General features: G+C 58.6%; 23 protein-coding genes. 4 read left to right on the top strand and 19 right to left on the bottom strand.

Features of this window, described 5'->3' with window-relative positions; genetic code table 11:
* Window positions 1–2: 2 nt before the first annotated feature.
* The 3 genes from Q7U39_08140 to Q7U39_08130 all read right to left on the bottom strand — a co-directional run bounded on the left by Q7U39_08140 (window position 3) and on the right by Q7U39_08130 (window position 2,244).
* A complete protein-coding gene (locus Q7U39_08140; GenBank protein MDO9117912.1) occupies window positions 3–308 on the bottom strand; it encodes a non-heme iron oxygenase ferredoxin subunit in 306 nt (101 codons plus the stop codon).
* 28 nt (window positions 309–336) lie between these two features.
* Entirely contained in the window at window positions 337–1,212 is an 876-nt protein-coding gene (locus Q7U39_08135) for an Mrp/NBP35 family ATP-binding protein (protein ID MDO9117911.1), read from the bottom strand.
* A gap of 168 nt (window positions 1,213–1,380) precedes the next feature.
* Entirely contained in the window at window positions 1,381–2,244 is an 864-nt protein-coding gene (locus Q7U39_08130; protein ID MDO9117910.1) for a fatty acid desaturase, read from the bottom strand.
* A 216-nt stretch (window positions 2,245–2,460) separates the two neighbouring features.
* Here Q7U39_08130 and Q7U39_08125 point away from each other — a divergent pair, with 216 nt between their 5' ends.
* Window positions 2,461–5,412: a proline dehydrogenase family protein gene (locus Q7U39_08125; protein MDO9117909.1), complete on the top strand. Its 2,952-nt coding sequence runs from the start codon at window positions 2,461–2,463 to the stop codon at window positions 5,410–5,412.
* 225 nt (window positions 5,413–5,637) lie between these two features.
* Here the strand turns inward: Q7U39_08125 and Q7U39_08120 are convergent, their stop codons facing one another.
* Window positions 5,638–6,429 carry a hypothetical protein gene (locus tag Q7U39_08120; protein ID MDO9117908.1) on the bottom strand — a complete coding sequence of 264 codons (792 nt, stop codon included), beginning with the start codon at window positions 6,427–6,429 and terminating at the stop codon, window positions 5,638–5,640.
* 119 nt (window positions 6,430–6,548) lie between these two features.
* Here Q7U39_08120 and Q7U39_08115 point away from each other — a divergent pair, with 119 nt between their 5' ends.
* Together Q7U39_08115 and bioD are read left to right on the top strand one after the other, a co-directional pair.
* A complete protein-coding gene (locus Q7U39_08115) occupies window positions 6,549–7,322 on the top strand; it encodes an SDR family NAD(P)-dependent oxidoreductase (protein ID MDO9117907.1) in 774 nt (257 codons plus the stop codon).
* A gap of 16 nt (window positions 7,323–7,338) precedes the next feature.
* The gene (gene bioD, locus Q7U39_08110; GenBank protein ID MDO9117906.1) at window positions 7,339–8,070 is read left to right on the top strand and encodes a dethiobiotin synthase; all 732 of its coding nucleotides are present in this window, start codon (window positions 7,339–7,341) and stop codon (window positions 8,068–8,070) included.
* On the opposite strand, the gene thiE is transcribed toward bioD, so the two are convergent.
* Window positions 8,030–8,677, bottom strand: coding sequence for a thiamine phosphate synthase (gene thiE / locus Q7U39_08105; protein MDO9117905.1), 648 nt, complete (start codon window positions 8,675–8,677; stop codon window positions 8,030–8,032). The two genes, bioD and thiE, sit on opposite strands and share 41 nt — an antisense overlap.
* A gap of 749 nt (window positions 8,678–9,426) precedes the next feature.
* On the opposite strand from thiE, the gene Q7U39_08100 reads away from it, so the two are divergent.
* A complete protein-coding gene (locus Q7U39_08100; GenBank protein ID MDO9117904.1) occupies window positions 9,427–10,662 on the top strand; it encodes an SGNH/GDSL hydrolase family protein in 1,236 nt (411 codons plus the stop codon).
* Window positions 10,663–10,848: 186 nt separating this feature from the next.
* Here Q7U39_08100 and Q7U39_08095 read toward each other — a convergent pair whose 3' ends face one another.
* The 14 genes from Q7U39_08095 to tsaD form a co-directional block, all read right to left on the bottom strand.
* Complete coding sequence (locus Q7U39_08095; protein MDO9117903.1) at window positions 10,849–10,977, bottom strand: DUF5615 family PIN-like protein; 129 nt, start codon at window positions 10,975–10,977, stop codon at window positions 10,849–10,851.
* On the bottom strand, window positions 10,970–11,296 hold the full coding sequence (locus Q7U39_08090) for a DUF433 domain-containing protein (protein MDO9117902.1): 327 nt from the start codon (window positions 11,294–11,296) through the stop codon (window positions 10,970–10,972). The genes Q7U39_08095 and Q7U39_08090 overlap by 8 nt, the downstream gene beginning before the upstream one ends.
* A 14-nt stretch (window positions 11,297–11,310) precedes the next feature.
* Window positions 11,311–12,651, bottom strand: coding sequence for an acetyl-CoA carboxylase biotin carboxylase subunit (gene accC / locus Q7U39_08085; GenBank protein ID MDO9117901.1), 1,341 nt, complete (start codon window positions 12,649–12,651; stop codon window positions 11,311–11,313).
* Between the two features lie 33 nt (window positions 12,652–12,684).
* Window positions 12,685–13,257: an acetyl-CoA carboxylase biotin carboxyl carrier protein gene (gene accB / locus Q7U39_08080; protein MDO9117900.1), complete on the bottom strand. Its 573-nt coding sequence runs from the start codon at window positions 13,255–13,257 to the stop codon at window positions 12,685–12,687.
* Window positions 13,254–13,814: an elongation factor P gene (gene efp / locus Q7U39_08075; protein ID MDO9117899.1), complete on the bottom strand. Its 561-nt coding sequence runs from the start codon at window positions 13,812–13,814 to the stop codon at window positions 13,254–13,256. The genes accB and efp overlap by 4 nt, the downstream gene beginning before the upstream one ends.
* Before the next feature lie 44 nt (window positions 13,815–13,858).
* Complete coding sequence (gene aroQ / locus Q7U39_08070; GenBank protein MDO9117898.1) at window positions 13,859–14,359, bottom strand: type II 3-dehydroquinate dehydratase; 501 nt, start codon at window positions 14,357–14,359, stop codon at window positions 13,859–13,861.
* A gap of 104 nt (window positions 14,360–14,463) precedes the next feature.
* Window positions 14,464–15,300, bottom strand: a complete 837-nt coding sequence (locus tag Q7U39_08065; GenBank protein MDO9117897.1) for a tetratricopeptide repeat protein — start codon at window positions 15,298–15,300, stop codon at window positions 14,464–14,466.
* 8 nt (window positions 15,301–15,308) lie between these two features.
* Complete coding sequence (gene coaBC / locus Q7U39_08060; protein MDO9117896.1) at window positions 15,309–16,559, bottom strand: bifunctional phosphopantothenoylcysteine decarboxylase/phosphopantothenate--cysteine ligase CoaBC; 1,251 nt, start codon at window positions 16,557–16,559, stop codon at window positions 15,309–15,311.
* A gap of 2 nt (window positions 16,560–16,561) precedes the next feature.
* The gene (locus Q7U39_08055) at window positions 16,562–16,915 is read right to left on the bottom strand and encodes a DNA-directed RNA polymerase subunit omega (protein ID MDO9117895.1); all 354 of its coding nucleotides are present in this window, start codon (window positions 16,913–16,915) and stop codon (window positions 16,562–16,564) included.
* Entirely contained in the window at window positions 16,908–17,636 is a 729-nt protein-coding gene (gmk, locus tag Q7U39_08050) for a guanylate kinase (GenBank protein ID MDO9117894.1), read from the bottom strand. Before gmk ends, Q7U39_08055 begins: the two co-directional genes overlap by 8 nt.
* A gap of 8 nt (window positions 17,637–17,644) precedes the next feature.
* Window positions 17,645–18,523 (bottom strand): YicC/YloC family endoribonuclease, encoded by an 879-nt coding sequence (locus Q7U39_08045; GenBank protein MDO9117893.1) that lies wholly within the window; start codon window positions 18,521–18,523, stop codon window positions 17,645–17,647.
* Entirely contained in the window at window positions 18,520–19,182 is a 663-nt protein-coding gene (gene nth / locus Q7U39_08040) for an endonuclease III (protein ID MDO9117892.1), read from the bottom strand. The genes Q7U39_08045 and nth overlap by 4 nt, the downstream gene beginning before the upstream one ends.
* 25 nt (window positions 19,183–19,207) lie before the next feature.
* Window positions 19,208–20,701: a GTPase HflX gene (gene hflX / locus Q7U39_08035; GenBank protein MDO9117891.1), complete on the bottom strand. Its 1,494-nt coding sequence runs from the start codon at window positions 20,699–20,701 to the stop codon at window positions 19,208–19,210.
* A gap of 212 nt (window positions 20,702–20,913) precedes the next feature.
* Window positions 20,914–22,002: a tRNA (adenosine(37)-N6)-threonylcarbamoyltransferase complex transferase subunit TsaD gene (gene tsaD / locus Q7U39_08030; GenBank protein ID MDO9117890.1), complete on the bottom strand. Its 1,089-nt coding sequence runs from the start codon at window positions 22,000–22,002 to the stop codon at window positions 20,914–20,916.
* Window positions 22,003–22,023: the final 21 nt, after the last annotated feature.

Raw genomic sequence — 22,023 nt, 5'->3', positions numbered from 1 at the left:
AATTATGCGAGGACCTTGATGTCGTCGCCCTCGACTTTGACTTGATATACTTCGACTTTGGCCGCAGGGTTCTTGACGCATTCTCCCGTCGTAACATTGAACTGCCAGCCGTGCCAGGGGCAGGTCACGACGCTGCCTTCGACGTCCCCTTCACCCAACGGCCCCCCACGATGCACGCAGGTATTGTCGATCGCGTGAAAGGTGCCATCGACATTGAAGACCGCCAGGGTCTTGCCGTTGACTTCCGCGATGATGGCATGCCCGGGTTTCACATCTGCCCTGCCCGCGACCCGTACGAAATCTCCCATTGCCGTTCCTCCGCTGTGAGACGCCCTGTTAGCTATTGGTAAATGGCTGCTTGATCTTCTTCAGCAGGCTGTCGATCGACGAGCCGCTCTGTTCCGTCGCGCCTAACGCGTGAATGATCTTTTGAGCTATGTCCCGAAAGGCGGCCGCCTGGGGAGAGGCGGGATTGCCTACCACGATCGGATGGCCGGAATCGCCGCCGTCGCGAATCGCCGGATCGATGGGGATGCGCCCGAGGAAGGGAATGCCCAGTTTCTCCGCGGCCCGCTCCCCGCCGCCATGCGAGAAGATGTCGGTGCGTTCGCCGCAATGGCCGCAGACGAACGAGCTCATGTTTTCGACGATGCCGAGCAGCGGGACGTTCACTTTCTGGAACATCGCCATGCCCTTCCGGACATCGTAGAGTGCCACTTCCTGCGGCGTGGTCACGGTAATGGCGCCGGCCAGGGGCACCATTTGCGAGATGGAGAGTTGGACATCTCCGGTGCCGGGAGGCAGGTCGAGCAGGAGGTAGTCCAGGTTGCCCCACAATACGTCGCGGAAAAACGCCTGCAGATATTGATGGACCATCGGGCCTCGCCACACGAGCGGCGCTTCTTCCGGCACCAGGTAGGCCATCGAGATCAGTTTTACCCCGTAGTTTTCCACCGGGACGATCTTGCCGTCTTTTTGCTCTGGGCCTTTTGAGCTGCCCATCATCATGGGAATGTTGGGGCCGTAGAGGTCTGCATCCATGAGACCGACCTTTGCCCCGGTCAGGGCCAGGGCACAGGCCAGGTTTGAGGCGACCGTCGATTTGCCGACGCCGCCTTTGCCGCTGCTGACGGCAATGACATGCTTCACGCCGGGAATAAAATTCTCTTTCGCCGGGGCTTGCTGCGCTTCGTGGGAATGTTCATCTGCCATGGATCGGTCCTCCGCTATATCGATGGTTCGGCTCACAAGGCTACGGTCGTGGCCGAAAGACATGGACGCTCAATACTACGGCCATCATAAGCGATGGGCTGGGGGAAAGGAAATGGGCCAGTCGGACCATAGGCGGCTATGGCCCGACTGGGGAAGCTGAAGACGAGGCTAGAATACCGAGGGATCGAGCCGGCGCAGATTGGTCGCCAATCCGAACAGCGACAATGTGTAGATGATCCACTTCGAGGGGTCAAAGTTATACCACTTGGGTCCGTTGCGGTAGTCGCGCGCATAGGTGTGATGATAGTTGTGATACCCCTCCCCGAAGCTCACGAAGGAGATCAGCCAGCTGTCGCGGCTGCTGTCCTGTGTCCCGTGCGGCTGACTGCCGATCATGTGGCAAAGGGAATTGATCGTGAACGTGGAGTTGAGCACCATGAACATGCGGAAGAGCCCGCCGAGCAGCAGGGCGCTGATGCCGCCCATCCAGCCTTGATGCCACCACACGCCGAGGGCAAAGGGGATGGCCAACCCGGATGCCACGATCACCCAATAGTAGCGGTGTTGCCAGAGGATCACGGGGTCTCGGCGAAGCCGGATTTCGTACTTGTCGGTGCGATGCGGGGTTTCGTAAAAGAGCCAGCCGCAGTGGCTGTGCCAGAAGCCCCTGCTGGCATTGTAGGGGTCTTCGTCTGTATCCGTGCGGGCATGATGGCGAATGTGGTCGGCACACCAGATGAGCGCCGAGTTTTGGAGCGCCCATCCCCCGGCAACCAGTGCGCAACGTTTGACCCAGTCAGGACATTCGAAGCTTTGATGGGAGACAAGGCGATGATACCCGACGGTGATCCCCATGCCGGTCACGACATACATGACAAAGGAAAGGATCCAATCGAAGGTGGTGAATCCGACAAAGTACCCGTACAGCGGAATCCCAATGACGGTGGCGGCGACGACGGCGCAAAACAATAAAAAATTGATATACGAAAAACCAGTGTAATCAGTGGAGACGGCTTGATCGGGTGCAGTCATTCATCCTCCTGAAGCTGGGGATCATACAGTCCACCATCACGACTACGGTGAACATTACTTATTTATTTATGTTAGCCAAATGACGCATGCTTTACAACAGCTTCTTCATTCCGGCCGCGACAGTCTGGGAAGCGGTCATGCATCCCGGAAGGGGCAGCCGGTGAGCGATCGGCGTATACTGATTGAGTCAAGAATGGTCATCGTTCAGGAGGCCGCATGACGTCGAGTACATCGTCACTTGCATCCGCCGTTCTCCGCATCGGAACTCACCTCTCGACATTATCTGCGGGCCGGGCACCGACGATCTTTGAGGGCCGTTGGTGGTCGCAAGGCGTGATCAATCTGGCGATGAAAGATCCGGCTTTCAAGGTGCAGTTATTCCGGTTCATCGATGTGCTCCCCGCGCTCGCCTCTGACCAGGCGGTCGTCACGCTGGCAGAAGAATATTTTGGCGCGAGGCATGGGCCTGTCTTCGGGCTGCAGTGGGGAATGAAGGCCCTCGCTGCGACGACTCTGGGAGCCGCGATCACCGGAAAATCGATCCGCCATCAAGTCGAGCAGATGGCCCGGACGTTTATTGCCGGAGGCTCGGTGACCGAGGCCCTCCCCGTTCTCGCGGGATTGTGGAAGGACGGGCGCGCCTGGTCCGTGGACTTGTTAGGTGAGGCGACGATCAGCAACCTCGAAGCCGATCAGTATCGCGATCGCTGTCTGGCGGCGTTGTCTGAATTGCGCTCGGAGGCGGAGCGCTGGCCCGCTGCTCCGCGTTTGGAGCGGGATCATCTGGGCGCTCTGCCCCGGATCCAGCTCTCGCTCAAGATCTCTGCGCTCACTGCGCGCCTCGATCCCATCGATCCCGACGGAACCTATCGCGCGGTGGCGGCGCGCTTACGGCCGATCGTGGATCTGGCGGCAGCGACATCGTGCGGATTGATCTTCGATATGGAGCAGGCCGACAGCAAAGACCTGCTCTTGGACATCTTTCGACGGCTGTTTACAGAAGAGAACTACCGCTCCTTTCTCCATGCCGGGGTCGCGATGCAGGCCTACCATCGGGAAACCGAACGCGATATCCACGACTTGATCACCTGGACAGCACGGCGTGGCACGCCGATCACCATCCGTTTGGTGAAGGGAGCTTATTGGGATTCTGACACTGTTCGCCATCATCAGGCCGGATGGCCGGTGCCGTTGTTTGAGCAGAAAGCCGAGACGGATGCGAACTACGAAGCGCTGATTCCTCTGATACTCCAGCACCGTGATCTGATTCGTCCGGCCTTCGGTACCCACAATCTTCGGACCTTGGCCGTGATTGAGGCCGTGGCGGAATCGCTGGCTGTTCCGCCTGAGGCATTTGAGTATCAGATGATCTATGGCATGGCCGAACCCTTCCAGCATGCGATGGTAGCCCATGGACGGCGCGTGCGGCTCTACACGCCGGTCGGGCGTCTGCTGCCGGGCATGGCCTATCTCGTCAGGCGTTTGCTGGAGAACACGTCGAACGAATCCTTCCTGCGCAAAGAATATGTCGAGTCGCAATCATTGAACACGCTCTTGGCCCCTCCGGCACTCTCGCCTTCCCCCTTGGCGGCGTCTTCTCCTGGCTCTAAGGATTTTGTGAATGAGCCGCATCGGGATTTTTCGAAGGCCGCCAGTCGGGCGGCAATGCAAGAGGCGATCAAAAAGGTGTGTGCGCGGACGGGAGACAAGTGGGAGCCGCCGCATCGGGAATTGCGATTGACCGGAACGCTGATGGAGTCGCGCAACCCTGCTCATCCGGACGAAGTCGTCGCGCTCGTGCAGAGCGCGGCTCATGCCGACGTGGCAAAGGCGGTCGCGTTGGCTGTGTCTTCTGCGGCGGAATGGCGGCGACGGCCTGCCGCGGAGCGCAGTGCCATCATGCGGCGCGCGGCGGCGCTCATGCGCGAGCGGCGGTCTGAGCTGGCGGCGTGGGAAATTATTGAGGTCGGCAAGCCCTGGCGGGAGGCGGATGCGGATGTGGCAGAGGCTATCGACTTCCTCGAATTCTACGCCGGGCAAATGGACCGGTTGGACTCCCCGCTTCAGTTGGGCCATTCCCCTGGGGAACGGAATCATCGGATCTATGGGCCGCGCGGCGTGGCGGCGGTGATTGCGCCGTGGAATTTTCCCCTCGCGATTCCGGCCGGCATGGTGAGCGCGGCGTTGGTTGCCGGCAACACGGTGTTATTCAAGCCATCCGAACGGTCGCCCCTGCTGGGTCGATTGCTGACCGACATTCTGCGTGAAGCCGGCGTCCCGTCCGGTGCGTTGACCTGCGTGCCCGGGGGGCCGGACATCGGTCAGGCGCTGGCCGCGCATCCGGAGATATCGACCATTGCCTTCACCGGCTCAAAGGACGTCGGTCTGCAGTTGATCGCCGGCGCAGCGGCCATGCAGCCTGGTCAGTCTACGGTGAAGCGTGTGATCGCCGAGATGGGTGGCAAGAACGCGATCATTGTCGATGACACGGCGGATCTCGATGAAGCGATCGCGGGCGTCGTCGCGTCCTTTACAGGATATGCCGGGCAGAAATGTTCGGCGTGTTCGAGAGCGATCGTGCTGGAGAGTGTGTATGACCAATTTCTCTCGCGATTGCATGACGCGGTGATGAGCCTTGCCATCGGTGATCCGCTCGACCCTGGGACGCAAGTGGGGCCGGTGATCGACGCCCGAGCAAAGCGACGAATCGAGGAGTTGATCGCGATGGGTCGGCAAGAAGGCCGCCTGCTCATTCGTCGATCGACCGAAGGGCCAGGGCATTTCGTCGGACCGACCGTGTTTGCCGATGTGGTGTCGCGCCATCGGCTGGCGCAGGAGGAAATATTCGGCCCGGTGCTGGCGGTGATGAAAGCGGCCAGCATGACGGACGCGCTGGAGATGGCCAACTCGACGACGTATGCCCTGACCGGCGGCATCTACTCGCGCAGCCCGGCGAACCTGGCACTGGTTCGCGAGCAATTCGATGTCGGGAACTTGTACGTGAATCGCTCGATCACGGGGGCGCTGGTCGGCCGTCAACCGTTCGGCGGTCACCGGCTCTCCGGCGTCGGGGCAAAGGCCGGAGGCGACGACTATCTGCAGCAGTTTATGACGTCGCGCGTCATCAGCGAAAATACGCTTCGTCGGGGATTTGAGGCGACGGACTGATTCGTGGCAAAGGTTACTGGTCGTCGTCTTTTCTCTTCCTCCCCCTTGTAAGGGGAGGTGAGGAGGGGTAGAGCCTCAGGGCGGCCGTATGACTCACGAATTACCGCACCGGTAATGGCTGCCGGCGAACTCGACCTCCCCTAGCCCCTCCTTACGAAGGAGGGGCAGGCAAGAGAGGCTCGCACTATTCCCACTGGGGCCACGACATTCATTCTCAACAGCCGGCTAGCGGGCCGGCGTAAATTCTTCCAACTCTTCGGTAATCTCGGTCACCATGCCGCGATCTTCCTTCGAAGCGGACAATTCCTGTCGCTCCACATATTTGACCAGCCCGACCCCTTTGGCAAACCAGGCGGTCATGACATCGATGCCACGGGCCGGCTTATCGCCGCCGGAGAGATGGATCTGCATGGTCATGCGGGCTTCCACCTTCACGGCATTCGAATAGGTCCCGGCCGGGACGGTGATCGTTTCGCGGCTCACCACACTGGTGGTGCCGACCATATCGACTTTCTCATTCACGCCGTCTCGATCCATATCGTTGCCGAAATCGAGGCCGCTCCGGTTGAATTGCTGAAACGACGACGGAATGGTGATGGGAAAGCGGACGATTTGATAGGGCACGATTTGTTTTTCCAGCGGCGTGCCGGGATCGGATCCGTAATACACCATGCCGACGCTATCGCGTCGATAGTAACTGTCGGATTCACCGTGGTTGCCGGGGTTCGTATCATGGAACACCGTGACGGTCACGCCGTTGAGCTTTTTGGTTCCGGTGACTGACGACGTGTTGGCGAAAAACTTATTGTCGATCACCTGCACCGGTCCTTCGGAGATCTGGCCACGGTATTGCCAGCGGGTGCCGATCCGGTCGGGAAAGTAGTCTTCGGACTGGGCGATTTGGGAGGGTTCTTCTGCCGCCAGCGGCGTGGTTGCGAATGATCCAACGGTGAGCATCGCTGCGGCCACTGCGAGTGGCGCGAAGACGTGGGACAAGGCTTGGGGACTGTGCGACATCAGGATCCTCCTCTGTTGGAATGACCGTACCATAGGCGTTGCGGAGGCAGCAAGGCATGGGCCGATGCCGGTTCCCCGGGCTTGCGTTGTCGAATGGCTGCCGACATAATCCCTTCGCCATGGCTTCACCAAAACGAACCGGATCAGCGAAGCGGTCAGTGGCGCGCACACCTGGACGGTGCTCAGTCTTGGTGACCGGAGCCTCCGGCGGGATCGGGCGAGCCATCTGCCGTGCCTTTGCGGCAATGGGCTGGTATGTCGGCGTGCACTACCTTCGACGGAAGGCCGAGGCTGCGAAGACTCTGCGCGCGGTCCGCGTGACCGGTGGAACTGGCGGTCTCTATCAGGCCGATGTGCGTGAGGGTGACTCAGTTCGACGAATGATCGATGCGTTTCTCAAGAAGGCACCGAAGCCGACGACATTTATCTGCAATGCCGGAATCGCGGCAAGTAGTCTGGTCCTGCGGCAGCGGGAAGAGGAGTGGATGAGTGTCATTCAAACGAATCTGACCGGCACCTTTCACTGTCTGCAGTCGATGGCTCCTCCCCTGCTGTCTCAGGGCGGCGGCTCGATCGTCGTGGTTGGTTCCCATGCGGGATATCATGGATCGATCGGACAAGTCGCCTACGCTGCGTCGAAAGCCGGCCTGGTTGGACTGGTGAAGACCGCTACGCAGGAATGGGGGCCGCAGAACGTGCGGGTGAATCTGGTGCTACCGGGCTGGCACATGACCGGCCTCTCAGAAGGGGCGATGCCCGAAGGTCATGACTGGGCGGATCATGCGCTCCGTCGTCCACCGGCGATTGAGGAAGTGGCGAGGACGATCGTGCACATGGCGCAGCTCAACGATATGTCGGGCCAGGCCTGGAACTGCGATAGTCGGGACCTCTGAGAAGCGAGCAGCGAGCGTGACACACGGGATATTCATCACGGGGACGGATACCGCTGTCGGTAAGACGCTGGTGACGGCGGCGCTTGCGTGGAGCTTGAAAACACTGAGCCTCGATGTCGGCGTGATGAAGCCGGTCGAAACCGGCGTAGTGAAGGGCCGACCATCCGATGCCGATCGACTCAGGGTTGCAGCGCAGGTGTGTGATTCCCTCGAACTCGTCAGGCCCTATGCCTTTCGACTTCCGATTGCACCGTTAGACGCAGCGAGGGCTGAACGACGATCCATTACGATCCCAATAATCATGCGAGCCTACCGTCAGCTGCAATCTCAGCATGAGGTATTGCTGGTTGAAGGCGCGGGTGGTGTGCATGTACCGATCACTCCAACGATGGATGCGCTGGATCTGATCGAGAAGCTGAAAGCTCCTGTGCTGGTTGTCGGACGAGTTGGGCTCGGCGGAGTGAATCACGCCCTGCTGACGCTCAATGCCCTACGGGCACGAAAGATCCCGGTCATTGCCGTGGTACTGAATCGGACGATGCCAGCAAAGACGGCGGTAACACGACGACAGGAGCGTTCAACAGTGGAACTGCTGCGGGAGTGTTCGAGAGTGCCAGTGATCGGGCCGCTCCCCTACATGGCTGGCGTTGATGCGCGGTTTGAACCGGCCGTAGAAAAACTCGCGGTGCGCAGCGAGATGAAAATCCTTACGAAGCTGGTGCTGGCATCTGCGCGAGGAAGTCGCTGACCGCCTGCTTGATATCCGGTGCTTTCAGAATGGCTGAGATTACCGCAACCCCGTTCGCCCCAGCCTTCATCACTTCACCGACGTTCTCTATAGTAATTCCGCCGATGGCAAAAATCGGCAGAGAGGTCAGCGAGCGGATCGCCCGCAGCCCTTCTATTCCCACCACCGGATCGTGATCTTGTTTTGAACCAGGCTTAAAGATCGGCCCAAAGCCGAGATAGTCCGGCTTACCCGCGCTCGCCGCCAATACTTGATCTGGATTGTGCGTCGAGATGCCAATCAGCTTGTCCGGGCCCATTACTTTCCGTGCGAGCTCCAGCGGGAGATCCCCCTGCCCAAGATGGACTCCGTCCGCATCTACCGCCAGTGCCAGATCGCAGCGGTCATTCACAATGAACAAGACGCCCAACTCCGCCGCAAGCTTTCTCAGCGGCAACGCTTCCGCATAAGCCTCCTTCATCGAGGCAGTCTTGTTGCGGTACTGAACGATCTTTACCCCGGCACAAGCAGATTGAGTCAGAGCTTCACCTAGCGGCCTGTCTGGTGAGACTGATGGATCGAGGAGGAGGTAAATGCCGGCGCAGCCAATATAGCAACGTTGAGCCATGATGGACCGATTGTACTCTGATGGGGTAACTAGTCTCTACCTGGGACTCGCATATGGAATGCGTAGGAAGGTAGAGGGGGATCCGGACAACCGGATCGTGCGCTACGTGGTAGTCTTGCTTCACCGAAGCCACTGGGCGCTGGTGAAACAGGGCACGAGGCGATGAAGAGAGCGAAACGCAATCATGGGGCAGGCTTCAGGGAGCCGGCGCCGTAACCGCGGGCAAAGGCGACGAGGCGCTGGTCGAATTGGCCGAGGAATTGCGCGCCCATCCCACCCAGACCACGAAGGTATTTGGCGGGACCAAACAGACATCGGAGCTTCTGCCATCAGATTGAGTCGCACCGAGCGCTTGACTGTCGTATGCAGAATGGAGTGGTTCTTGACTACCTGCTGACAGGTCGTTCCGCCGCCTAGGCAGAACACCGCGAGGCGCACTTAAAAAAGAACACATGCGGTCCAACCGCCCAAGGCCTCCTCTTAATGTCTGATTCATGGGTAATTCTCAAGCGAATCGTTGACGATTCTCTGTGACACTTTATTCTCATGACCGAGTGAGTTTGGGAGAGCCTTGCCGAATCATTTCGCCTGCATTTCGAATCGTCCGTCGAATTCTTGACTTTTCTTGGTGCCCCGCCGACCTAGCGATAGACTTTACTGGAAGCCTCACCCATTTGCACACAATCCGGCTTAAGAAGCTCACTGCGGAGTAGAAATTCTGACTAGTGCTAGTGAGGGAGAAGTACAGGATGTCTGCACCTTCAATATGGTTCCGACTCTTCTGGTTGGCATTCATATCTACCAGCTGGTTCTTCTTAGTCTGGCTCGGCACCCACCGTTCCGAATCCCCATCGGTGCTGCATCGATATTCCTTGAGCTACTTCGTTCTCTTGACGGTGCTCTTCTGTCTGAATGTCGGCGTATCCATCTTGCTCAAACAGCGTATTTATCAGCATCGGCGGGCAATTCTTCTCCTGGGTGTCTCGGTCTGTGTCGCTTTGATTACGGCGGAAGTGTTTTGTCGCATGGCCGACCCGCTCGGGATTTCCTATTTTGAAGAAACCCGTCGGTACAATCTGGATCGAGTCGCAGACCCGGACCTGGTTGTTCGGCACCGCCGATCCTGGGGGGCAATGTATCAAGGCGTGGACGTCCGCTTCAACGAACTCGGTCTTCGCGATGATCCCATTCGCTCCAAGAAACGATCTGAATATCGAATTCTTATGCTGGGAGATTCCGTAGTATTCGGATGGGGTGTGGTTCAAAATGAAATATTCTCGGTCAAACTTCAGCAACTCCTCACAACTGAAGTGGGACGCCCCATTCGGGTCATCAATGCCGGGGTAGCTGGATATAACACGGTCCAAGAGTACACGTTTCTTCGAAATGACGGACTCGCTCTTGAGCCGGACCTAGTCCTTCTCCTGTACCACCCGAATGACATCGAAGCCACTCCGCCTGCCCCAAGCTCAGCGCAAGGCGTATCCGCCCAGGAGAAGTCTCCGCCCCAAGTTCTGGAACTCCTGCTCGAACAAAGTTGGTTATATCGGTTGGCTGTCTACGCAGGCCGGTACGGCCGGTACGGCATCCGCAGCGCCGCCGACTTGGATACAGATGAATTTAGATTAGAAGACGGCTGGAGAGACTCGATGAGCTCATTGGGCCAAATGGCACGACTGTGCAAGGAACGCCACATTCCACTGGTTGTGTTCTATGTTCGCCTGTTGGCTACTCCGTTCAACGACGCCCTACTGATGGACGTTGCCGAGGCAGTGGCTCCTCTCCCTGTGACTGATATGCTCTCGTGGTTCGCGGAAGAAGACAAGCGAGTGTATATGAATTCAAAGATGGATCCGCATCTCAATCCGAAGGGCCATCAAGTCATTGCTGAACACATGGGTAAGTATTTGACTCGCGAGACCGGTCCTCAACCGACTCTTCAGTTCTTCCCATCTTCAGTTCCGCTCTCTCGCAGAAGGGAATGATGCCCATCGAAATGCCTTTTTTGCATTTCTCAGCCTGAAGTAAAATGGAGTCACTGCCGTTTGCGAAACAGATGAAATAGACGAGGCCATTATTGGCCTTTGTGCCTCTCCAATACATTGCCAATGGGGAGGTAAATCGGTCGAATTGTATTGTTTCAGGGGCGCGCCGATTGTTAGGAATAGCGGTCAGAGAAGTGTGACATGCTGCAAGCCGAGTTCTTGAACCGTGATGACCTCTACGCCGCGCCGGCGCAACCCCTCGGCCACCGCTTTCGGGACATGCTCGTCCAGATAGAACTTGACCTGGTCAGCCACCGATCTTTCCACTCAACTTTGACGTAGTCCGGCTCTGCAACTCGGCGATATAGGTTTCGTCGGCCAGAATCGCTTCGTCTATTTCCTGGCGATGATCGTAGCAATAGGCCAGCGCTGCGTAGAAATCGGCCAAGGAGACTCCATGATTAGTGGCGATCTCATCGGCGGTCAGACGCAAGCGCTCATACCAGAGGACAATGTTCTGTACGGTAATTCGATGTCCGGCTATTCGTGGCTTGCCACCGGCAATGTCAGGAGAGATGTCGATGTGCTGTGTCGTGACAGTGTTTATGGTAGATGCGTCAATGAAGAACAACACACGCCAGGATGGTGTTAGCTGGCGAGGAACCGTTCCAGGAACGTCGTGGAGACGTGGCCTTTTTGGAAGTCGGGGTCGTCGAGGATGCGGCGGTGGAGCGGGATGGTGGTCTTGATGCCTTCAATGACGAATTCGTCGAGGGCGCGGCGCATGCGGGCCATGCACTCCTGCCGGTCGCGGCCGTGGGTAATCAGTTTCGCAATCATCGAGTCGTAGTGCGGTGAGACGACCGCGCCTGATTCCATCACCGAATCGACACGCACGCCGAACCCGCCGGGCGGGCTGTACTTGGTGATGGTGCCGGGCGATGGGGTGAACTTCTCCGGGTCTTCTGCGTTAATGCGGCATTCCATGCTGTGGCCGTTCATGACGACGTCTTGTTGCCGGAGCGTTAACGGAAGCCCGGCGGCCAGGCGGATCTGTTCTTTGATCAAATCGACACCGGTCACCATTTCGGTGATCGGATGTTCGACCTGAATACGGGTGTTCACTTCCATGAAGAAAAAATTTCGGTCTTTGTCGAGGAGGAACTCCACGGTGCCGACATTCCGGTAATGCGCGGCTTTCACGGCTTCGACCGCGACGCGCCCGATTTCTTTTCGCAGTTTGTCATCGATCGCCGGTGACGGAGTTTCTTCCAACAGCTTCTGGTGCCGCCGCTGGATCGAACAATCCCGTTCGCCCAAGTGGATGACGTGGCCACGGTGGTCGGCCATGACCTGCACTTCGATATGGCGCGGTTCGAGGAAGTATCGTTCGAGATAGACGCTTTCGTTGCCGAACGTCGATTTGGCTTCCGCTTGCGCGGCTTGGAACGCGCGGGCCAGGTCTTCGGCTTTGTTCACGACGCGCATGCCACGTCCGCCGCCGCCGGCTGTGGCCTTGATGATGACGGGAAAGCCGATCTTCTGCGCGGCCTGCAGAGCCTCTTCCTCGCTCCGGAGTTCACCGGGGCTGCCGGGCGTGACGGGAAGGCCGCGCTTCATCACAATTTCGCGAGCCTTGGCTTTGTCGCCCAGCATGGCGATGTTCTCGGAGGACGGGCCGATGAATTTGATGCCGATGGATTCGCAGACTTCGGCGAAGTGAGCGTTCTCTGACAGGAAGCCGTAGCCGGGATGAATGGCATCGGCGCCGGAGATTTCCGCCGCGCTCAGGACGTTGGGAATATTGCGATAGCTCAGAGCCGCTTCGGCCGGGCCCACACAGACCTTTTCATCGGCGGCGCGGACGTGCAGGCTGGCGGCGTCGGCCTCCGAATGGATGGCGACGGTCTTGATGCCGAGCTCTTTACAGGCGCGGATGACCCGCAGGGCGATCTCTCCGCGATTGGCGATCAGAACTTTCTTGAACACGCAGTCACTCCGAGGTGTATCGATTGCGGCGGACTATTGCGTCGCTTTGGGGTCGATCAGGAACAGCGCCTGTCCGTATTCGACGGACTTCGTGCTCTCCGCCAGGATCTTCACGATACGCCCGTCGGTTTCGGATTCGATTTCGTTCATGAGCTTCATCGCTTCGACGATGCACAGCACCTGGCCTTTTTTCACATAGTCCCCGTCTTCCACATAGGGATCGGCGTCGGGAGACGGTGAGCGGTAGAAGGTGCCGACGATCGGCGAGGTGATGGTGAACATGCCGGCCGTTTCTTCAGCCGAGGGGCCAGAGGACGGTGCCGGTTGGCTGCCGGACTGTGGCGATGCCGGCGCCGCGTCTTGCACCGACGTGGTGACGGTCTTCATACCGACTTCATGCCGTACGCGAATACGGACGCCCTGCCGTTCGAGTTCCAGTTCGGTCAGGTTATTTCGGCGGAGCAGATCGATCAGGTCCTGGATCTGCTTGGTCTGCGTACCGGTCAAGATAGTGTCGGCCTGCCCCTGCGCTCCCGGAAAGGACTGAGGCAGGACGATCGGGCGGGGTTGTTTGGTCTTCGGACGCGCCGGTTTCCGCTTACTCACCTGACGCGCTCCACGTAGGATCTGGTGCGGGTGTCGATCTTAATCACGGTGCCTACCTCCAGATAGAGGGGAACTTTGATGATCGCGCCGGTTTCGACCGTGGCGGGTTTGGTGCCGCCTGAGGCGGTGTCCCCGCGCACGCCCGGATCGGCGTCCACGACTTTGAGCTCGATGAAATTTGGGAGTTCGACGTCGATCGGTCGATGCTCGTAGACGAGAATCTTCACGATCATGTTTTCCTTGATCAGGTCCGCATTCTCCCCCAACGTCTTCTTGGCAAACGTCAGCTGTTCGTAGCTTTCGTTATCCATGAAGGTGTAGTCGTCGTCGGTGGCGTAGAGAAATTGCATTTCCCGCTCATCGAGTTTCGGCTCTTCAAAACGTTCGCCGGATCGGAATGTGCGGTCGAGTAAGTTGCCGGTGAGATAGCTCTTCAACTTGGTCCTGACGAAGGCGCCGCCTTTGCCTGGTTTCACATGCTGAAACTCGACGATGTAAAAGGGGTCGCCTTCGACCATCAAGCGAACGCCATTGCGAAAATCAACTGTCGAAATCACTGCAGACTCCCTTCATCCTCACACGGTGATTCAATGCGTGGTGCTCATGCTTTTCGTCGGCGGGTTCGGCGGACGGGTTTTGATGCGGCCCCGCCTGTTTTGGTGCCTTGCTCCAGGAGATGTTCAAGGAGCCCTTGGAGGGCGAGGAGATAGCCGGCTGGTCCGAAGCCGGAGAGTTGCGCCATCGCCACTCCTGCGATGTATGAATGATGCCGGAATGCTTCCCGCTGGTAAATATTCGAGAGATGTACTTCCACCGTCGGCAGGGCGACGGCGGCCAGGGCATCCCGAATGGCCACGCTGGTATGGGTGTAGGCTGCCGGATTGATAATGATGCCGTGGTAACCCGTCCGCGCTTCCTGGATCCAGGTGACCAGCTCCCCTTCCATGTTCGATTGCCGGGTATCGACTTCAATGTTCAAGCCCTCGGCTGTTTGGGCAATGGCGGCATCAATTTCGTCGAGCGTGGTCGTGCCGTAAATGGATTGCTCCCGGGTGCCGAGCAGGTTGAGATTGGGCCCATGTAGCACAAGAATCCGAACCATCTCAGGTACGCACTGCCTCCGAAGTCACGAAGAAGATGGAGTACACGACAAGGTGCTTAGCGGCGGCATTCTAGCAGCCCCGTCGGAGAGGGTCAAACCTTTGGTCAGGGTTGAGCTGGCGCAGCAGTCGCTTCGGGAGAGGGCCGATCTCGGCGGCGAGCGTGGATGGACTGCAGCATATGCTCCAGTCGATTGGTGGCGGTCTGGTTTCGTGATGGAGCAGACACGGGAGTCTGTTCGGCGGCGAGTGCAGTCGTCATGGCAGCCTCAACGGGTGCCGGCTCTTGTGCCCGGGGCTGATCCGTTTCTAGGACTGAGGCCATGCTGGCGGTGGCATCAGCTACGAGATCCGGCATGGCGGATTCCACCACTACTGCTACTGCAGCGGTGTCTGTATTTTCGGCTAGGGCTGATAGCTCCGCAGCGGCCGGCAGGTGTGGATCAGGTGCGACAGCAGCCGCTTCGGACGATGCGACGGTTGCTCTTGTCGATGGTGCCTTAGGTGTTTCGGATGTGTCCGGGATGGCGGCGCCGAGGGAAGCGCGCAGCGAGAGCGATTCTTGATCTAACGGATTGAGAGCGAGGATCACGTCGCATGAGCGGAGCGCCTGGGCGGCGGAGCCTTCGGCAGTGTAGATCTTCGCCAAGGTTCGATGTGCCCGGAGGTTTTCCGGACTGATCTTGATGGCTTCTTCCAGAATGGCTTTGGCTTTGGTCGGTTGGCTCAGCTGGTCATAGGCGCGGCCAAGCGCGACCATCGCCGTGATAAATCCGGGGTAGTACTTCAGCCCGTCTTCGAGGACGCCGGCCGCTTCGGACCACATGCCGGCTTTGCCATACTCTTCAGCCAAGGGAATAAAGGCCTTGGAGGCAGGGTCTTTCGCCAGGGTGGTCGCATGACGGTCGATTTCAGCGGCGTTGGCCCGGGATCCTGATGCCATTGAGGCTCCTATCGCACGGAAGCCGGTGTCTGTTTGCGAGGTTCGTTCTGGGCAAATTCTACAATGGTTGAGAGGATATCGTGAGCCAATTGTGATTTTGGACGGAGGTCGAAGGTATGCTGAATTCCGGTGCGGGAGAGGATGATGGCCGCATTGTGTTCGCTGCCGAATCCCCCCCCTGCTTGGGTGACATCGTTGGCGACGATCAGGTCGAGGCCCTTCGCCGTAAGTTTGTCGGTCGCATGTTGGACGAGGTGTTGCGTTTCGGCGGCGAAGCCAACCAGGATTTGGGAGGTGCGTTTGGCCGAGAGCATGGCCAGAATATCGGGAGCCCGTTCCAACTCCAGCGGAGGCACGGCGGCGGTTCCCTTTTTCAGCTTCTGGGCTGCTGGAGTCTTAGGACGAAAGTCCGCCACGGCCGCGGCCATAATGACGATGGAGGACCAGCCGAACTGAGCCGACATGGCTTCCGCCATTTCTTTGGCGGTGGTGATTGGCACGACACGGATGCCGGCCGGGGGTGTGAGGGCGGTGGGGCCGGTGACGAGGATGACCTCGGCACCTCGGTTTCTGGCCGCTTCCGCGATGGCATAGCCCATCTTTCCCGACGAGCGGTTGGAAATGTAGCGAACCGGATCGATGGCTTCCTGGGTGGGGCCGGCTGAGACGAGGATCCTCTGCCCTTTCAAATCGGCGAGCGGGATGAGGACGTGTTCAATGGCTTCGAGGATTCGAGTCTCGGCGGCAAGTCGCCCTTGGGCCACTTGGCCTGAAGCGAGCGGACCTTCTTCGGGGTCCAGGACTGTTGTGCCTCGAGAGCGGAGCGTCTTGACATGGTCTTGGACGGTGGGATGTGTCCACATGTCGCCGTCCATGGCCGGTGCCACAATCAAGGGACAGCGGCTCGTGAGTAGCATGGTCGACAGGACATCATCCGCCAGTCCGACAGCGGCCTTGGCCAGGAAGTTGGCTGTTGCCGGCGCGATCACGATGGCATCGGCCCCTTCCGGGATGGACAGATGCTTCATCTCTTGATGAGCTTCGAAGAGGTCGGTCGTCACGGCCTGGCCGGACAACACTTCAAAGGTCATCGGCGTGACGAACTTCGTCGCGGCCTTGGTCATCACGACGGAGACGCTGGCCCCTTGCCGTGTGAGGGCACGCAAAAGGCTCACGGCCTTATAGGCCGCGATACTTCCTGTGACGCCGAGCGCCACCCGTTTACCGGTCAACGTCCCTGGCGTCGTCTCTGAATCCAACGTTACTCCTCCGCTGGGGCGGGCTTAGCGGCGTCATCGACATAGACGCTGAGTTCTTTCTTAATTTCCTTGGCGTCCTCACCGGTCATCATGGCCAACCGCTCGGTCTCGCCTTCTTTTCCGCGCTTGGCTTCTTTCATGGCATCACGGGCTTCCTCGCCGACGAGATACTTGACCTCTCCGCGCAGCACTTCGTCGAGCGCGCAGGTGGTTTCCTTGGTGAAGCGGACGAGGCCGGAGCGCTTGGCTCCCTGGATCAGGTGCTTGGCTCGTTGAGCCGCGACGATAACGAGCCGATGGCGTGAATCGAATTGGCCGAGTTTGTACTGGGGCAAGAGGTTGAGCATGTCAATCATGGTGCGCGGTACTCCCTTTAGCAATGGAAGATTGGTCACGATCTCCCGGTTTGGATTCTTTCTCGAGAATGAAGTTCTGTTCAAGCCAATGCATATCAAGTCGCTTCGTCTTGAGGCGTTCCGCCAGGAACACGCTCTGGAGTTCTTTAAGAGACTGTTCCAGGTTGTCGTTACGCACGATGTAGTAGTACTCGCGGTAACTCCACACCTCCTCCTTCACCTTCTGTAATCGGCGCTGAATCTCCTCCGGAGTGTCGGAGGCCCGGCTCTGGAGCCTGGTGCGCAGGGTTTCCATCGAGGGTGGCAGAATGAAAATATAGACGGCGTCCTGCACCTTCTTCTTGATCTGCAAGGCGCCCTGAACGTCGATTTCCAGCAGAACGTCGATCCCCTGCTCCATCTTGTCCATCAGGGCCTTGCGCGGAGTGCCGTACCAGTTGCCGTACACATGGGCATATTCCATGAACTCGTTTTTGGCCACCATGTCCTGAAAGATTTTCTCTTCGATGAAGAAGTATTCCCGTCCGTGTTCTTCACCGGGGCGCGGCTGCCTGGTGGTATAGGAGACCGAATGCCAAATTCCCGGTACCGAGGCGGTAATTTGTTTGCAGAGTGTCGTCTTGCCCGTTCCGGACGGCGCCGAAATAATGAACAAAATTCCCCGTCGTTCGGGGACATAGGGACGCGGATCTGATGCGGTTGGCGCAGGACTGGTGCTCATGATGCTGGTCATTCCACGTTCTGAATCTGTTCTCTGATTCGCTCTATCTCTGCCTTCATTTGTACGACCGATGCCGTGATCGTCGCATCGTTGGCCTTGGAGCCGATGGTATTGACCTCTCGCCCCATCTCTTGCAGGAGAAAGTCCAACGTTTTGCCCACGGACTCTGAACTCTGAAGCGTATGGTCGAACTGTATCATATGTGCATCGAGTCTGACCAATTCTTCTGTGATGTCGCTGCGATCCGCAAAGAGGGCCAGCTCTTGATGCAATTTCGGGACATCCTGGATCTCAGACGACAGCAGCTTTTCAAGTCTGATTTTCATGCGGTCAAAAGCCTCTTGGGCCACTGACGGGGCTTTAACCGCCACTTGTGCCTTCAGTCCGCGCAAGGTCTCAAGGCGCGCGCGAATATCCGTCGCGAGGAGGGCCCCCTCCTTCTTTCTCATCTTCACCAGGTCTTGAATCGCCTGGCCTACCAGTTTTTCTATGAGCGCGGCAAGCTTGGGGTCGTCGGACGGCTGGTCGGAAATCGTAATGACATCACGGAATCCTGCGAGGAGCCCGACATCGATCGTTCCTTTGAGCTTGAGCGTTTTCTGGAGATTCCGGAGGGCCTGATGGTACTGCTTCGCCAGATCAGCGTCAAGTTGCAGCGAGCGTGCCCCTCCCCGCCCGCCCTGCACGAGGACCGTGAGATCGACGCGTCCGCGGCGGCAATGTTCCTGAATGGCTTTTTTGATGTGTTCTTCACGCGCGCTCATGGTCTTCGGCAGTCGCAGGCCGGTTTCCAAAAACCGGTGATTGACGGAGCGAATTTCTGCCGTCACCTGTCCGTCCTGCCAGGCCCCTTGTCGTCGTCCGAAACCGGTCATGCTGGTGATCATTGCGGGAGCTTTCCTTTCCAGTGGCACTCTGTATAGAGCGGGCATGCATTGCAGAGGGGTTTGCGCGCCAGGCAGATATAGCGTCCATGCAGGAGCAGGCGCTGGGAAATGGCGGTCCATTGAGCGTTGGGAAATTGTTGCTGCAAATCCTGTTCGATTCGCTCGGGATTGTCCGAGGTGGTCAGGCCTAGTCGATTGGCGACTCGTTTGACATGCGTGTCGACGACGATCGACGGTTGCCCGTAGGCGGTCCCCAGGATCACGTTCGCGGTCTTGCGGCCGACCCCTGGGATGGTCGTCAATTCTTCCATGCGTTGCGGAACGGATCCGCCGAATCGTTCCGTCACGGCTTTGCCGCATCCGATCAAGTGCTTGGCTTTATTTTTGTAGAACCCGGTCGATTTGATCAGGGCCTCAAGTTCGAGCGGAGGGGCCGTGGCGTAGTCTTGCGGTCGACGAAAACGCTTGAACAGCGCCGGGGTGACTTGGTTGACCCGCCGGTCGGTGCACTGGGCGGACAGGATGGTGGCGACGAGCAATTCCCACGGAGACTGGTGGGTCAGCTCCATCTCGGCTTTCGGCTGATGCTTCAACAGCAGGCGCGCAAGCGTAGCTGGCTTGGTTGTCACGGATGAATGGCGGCGCGAATGAGCGTTCATTGAAAGTGACGCAATTCTGCCGCGGTTAATGGTGAGATGCAAGTGCAGGATCCGGGGCCGGCGGCGGAGGAAGGTCCGGTTCCTCGGTGCTGGTCATGGTGTGAACGCGTGTTGCGAGGTGATCAATCAACGGCCGCAATGTCGATGCGTCCAGGGCGCAGATGCCGATGGCGTCATAGCGTCGGCATAAGGCTTCGGCTTGAGCGGCGGGCAGTCGATCGCACTTATTGAAGATCAGGACTTGCGGAATTTTATCGAGCTCCAATTCTTCGAGAATATCCAGGACGGCTTTCATCTGAACGTCGATGTCGGGCGCGCTCGCATCGACGACATGGAGGAGTAAATCGGCTTCGCGCAATTCCTCCAGCGTTGTCCGGAACGCCCCGATCAGTTCTTTGGGGAGATCGCGGATAAATCCGACGGTATCGGTGACGATGACTTCCCGATCCTGCGGGAAGCGCAGGCGGCGGCTGGTGGTGTCCAATGTCTCAAAAAGGCGATTTTCCGCCGAGACATGACTTTCCGTGAGGAGGTTCAGCAAGGTCGACTTGCCGGCGTTGGTGTAGCCGACGAAGGAGAGGACCGGCAGTTGCTGCCGTTCCCGGCGTGCGCGGCGTTGATTCTGGTGTTTGGAGAATTGTTCGATTTCGCGCTCCAAGTGGGTAATCCGGTCGCGAATCTTCCGGCGATCGGTTTCCAATTTCGTTTCTCCCGGGCCTCTGGTTCCGATGCCTCCGCCGAGGCGTGACAGCTGTGTGCCTTGTCCGGAGAGGCGCGGGAGCAGATAGCGTAATTGCGCCAGTTCCACCTGGACCTTGCCTTCACGGCTATGGGCCCGGCGCGCAAAAATATCGAGAATCAACTGCGTCCGGTCGATGATTTTGATGTCTGTCATCTCGGCAATCGCCCGCGCCTGGGCCGGCGTAAGCGTTTGATCAAAGATGACCATATCCGCGCCCTTATGCAGGGTTTGTATCAGCACTTCTTTCAGTTTTCCGCTTCCCAGCAGGTATCGCTGGTGGCCGTCTCCAATGCGTTGCGCAATCGAATCAAACACGGTGACGCCGACAGAGGCCGCAAGGTCGGCGAGCTCGGCGAGCCGTTCTTCCTGCTCGGCGCGACCATGCGACGATGCGCTGACCAGGATGGCGGACTCGCTCCCGCTGGTCACGGCGTGATGCTTGAGAGCTTCCTGCAGGTCTACTTCGAGGTCTTTGATGAATCGGTCGAAGACGAGGGGGCATTCCTGTAGCGGCGTCGGTTTGAGGACTTCGCAGAGTCGCCCGGTTTCATTCGGCGGCAGGAGATGCGCGAGATAGAGCGTCCCAGGCGTGCCGTTTGGTGATACTGAGAGAATGCCGATCAGGTCGAGGCGCAGGTAGCCGAGGTCGGTCAGATCTTCCTGGCTTAAGGGCCTGTCTTGGAGTTGCGTTCGAATCAGGCGGAGCCCTCGCAGTGAACGGGGGCCTGCGCGAAATTTAGACAGTGTGGTGGGTGACAACACCATGTCGGTTCCCACGATGATTTCCTGCACGACACCGCGTCTGGTGAGAAGCAGCGAGATTGGACGCCGGTACTCAGCCGAGAGCGTCGAGAGCTCTGTCGCCAGCTCAAGGGAGAGGACTTCATCGACCGCATTCCGTCGTCGATAGAGATGCTCGATCGCGGCGAGTTGGCTGGCACGAAGTCCGAGAGTTTTGCCTTGTATCTCAGGAATAGGCGGCCTCTTGGTCAGCGGGCGTGGACGGTTGTACGGCCGGCGTAAGTGCCCGGTCGCAGTGATGGCAGAATCTCGAGGTCAGCGACGGGCCGGTGCCCGCGTAGGAGCAATTGTCTCCCGGCAGATGCAATCATGGCGGCGTTGTCGGTGCAGTAGGCCATCGGCGGCAACGCGAGCCTGACTCCCTCTTCCTGGGCTCTCGCGGTGAGCAGTGTACGAAGCCGTGAGTTGGCGGAAACCCCCCCGACCACGGCCAGCGCATCCACGCCGGACGACCGTACCGCCACAAACGCCCGATCGACAAGGACGCGCACGATCGCCTCTTGGTAGCCCGCTGCCAGATCGGCGGCCTGGGCGGTACGTGCCGCTGCGTCCATTCCTCGAAGCCGATAGAGTAACGATGTCTTCAGCCCGCTGAAGCTGAACTCCAAGCTGCTCTTTTGTAAGCGAGACAAGGGGAAGCGAATGGCTTTGGGGCTTCCTTGGCGCGCCAGGCGATCGATTGCCGGCCCACCAGGATAATCCAGGCCGAGCATCTGCGCGCCCTTATCAAACGCTTCACCGGCGGCATCGTCCCTTGTGCAGCCCAATAGTATGGTTCGACCATCGGCTTCCCTCCTGAATAAATGGGTATGCCCACCGGATACGACAAGGACAATGCAGGGGAACGGGAATGTGGGATCTGCCAACCAGGCGGAGGAGATATGACCTTCAAGATGATTGACGCCGATCAGAGGGAGCGAGAGCCCATAGGCCAGCCCTTTGGCGTAATTGAGTCCAACCAGGAGTGCACCGGCCAGACCGGGTCCTTGTGTGACGGCGATGGCCCCAAGGTCATGCCTGGAAAGACGTGCTTCAACCAGCGCGGACTGGACAACCCGGTCAATGGTACTCAGATGGGCGCGTGCGGCCAGTTCAGGAACCACGCCGCCGAATTGGCGATGAACTGAGTCTTGTGAGGACACGATGTTCGAGAGGACCGTTCCATCGTGATTCAGGATTGCAGCCGATGTTTCATCGCAGGAGGATTCAATCCCCAGTATCGGGCATGGGGTCCAGGAAGTGGCGTGTTCAGTTGCAGCGGATGGACTCGTCGTCATGACTCTGTAGAGTTATCACAC

Origin of the sequence: Nitrospira sp. (genome assembly GCA_030653545.1) — a bacterium.
GTDB lineage: Bacteria > Nitrospirota > Nitrospiria > Nitrospirales > Nitrospiraceae > Nitrospira_D.
Note: the sequence above shows the minus strand (reverse complement) of the source record. Positions and strands in the feature narration are given on the sequence as shown.

Excerpts from the sequence above, each read along its gene's own strand:
- Q7U39_08140 (MDO9117912.1), bottom strand. The coding sequence starts at position 308 with ATGGGAGATTTCGTACGGGTCGCGGGCAGGGCAGATGTGAAACCCGGG.
- Q7U39_08135 (MDO9117911.1), bottom strand. The coding sequence starts at position 1,212 with ATGGCAGATGAACATTCCCACGAAGCGCAGCAAGCCCCGGCGAAAGAG.
- Q7U39_08130 (MDO9117910.1), bottom strand. The coding sequence starts at position 2,244 with ATGACTGCACCCGATCAAGCCGTCTCCACTGATTACACTGGTTTTTCG.
- Q7U39_08125 (MDO9117909.1), top strand. The coding sequence starts at position 2,461 with ATGACGTCGAGTACATCGTCACTTGCATCCGCCGTTCTCCGCATCGGA.
- Q7U39_08120 (MDO9117908.1), bottom strand. The coding sequence starts at position 6,429 with ATGTCGCACAGTCCCCAAGCCTTGTCCCACGTCTTCGCGCCACTCGCA.
- Q7U39_08115 (MDO9117907.1), top strand. The coding sequence starts at position 6,549 with ATGGCTTCACCAAAACGAACCGGATCAGCGAAGCGGTCAGTGGCGCGC.
- thiE (MDO9117905.1), bottom strand. The coding sequence starts at position 8,677 with ATGGCTCAACGTTGCTATATTGGCTGCGCCGGCATTTACCTCCTCCTC.
- Q7U39_08100 (MDO9117904.1), top strand. The coding sequence starts at position 9,427 with ATGTCTGCACCTTCAATATGGTTCCGACTCTTCTGGTTGGCATTCATA.
- aroQ (MDO9117898.1), bottom strand. The coding sequence starts at position 14,359 with ATGGTTCGGATTCTTGTGCTACATGGGCCCAATCTCAACCTGCTCGGC.
- Q7U39_08065 (MDO9117897.1), bottom strand. The coding sequence starts at position 15,300 with ATGGCATCAGGATCCCGGGCCAACGCCGCTGAAATCGACCGTCATGCG.
- Q7U39_08055 (MDO9117895.1), bottom strand. The coding sequence starts at position 16,915 with ATGATTGACATGCTCAACCTCTTGCCCCAGTACAAACTCGGCCAATTC.
- gmk (MDO9117894.1), bottom strand. The coding sequence starts at position 17,636 with ATGAGCACCAGTCCTGCGCCAACCGCATCAGATCCGCGTCCCTATGTC.
- Q7U39_08045 (MDO9117893.1), bottom strand. The coding sequence starts at position 18,523 with ATGATCACCAGCATGACCGGTTTCGGACGACGACAAGGGGCCTGGCAG.
- nth (MDO9117892.1), bottom strand. The coding sequence starts at position 19,182 with ATGAACGCTCATTCGCGCCGCCATTCATCCGTGACAACCAAGCCAGCT.
- tsaD (MDO9117890.1), bottom strand. The coding sequence starts at position 22,002 with ATGACGACGAGTCCATCCGCTGCAACTGAACACGCCACTTCCTGGACC.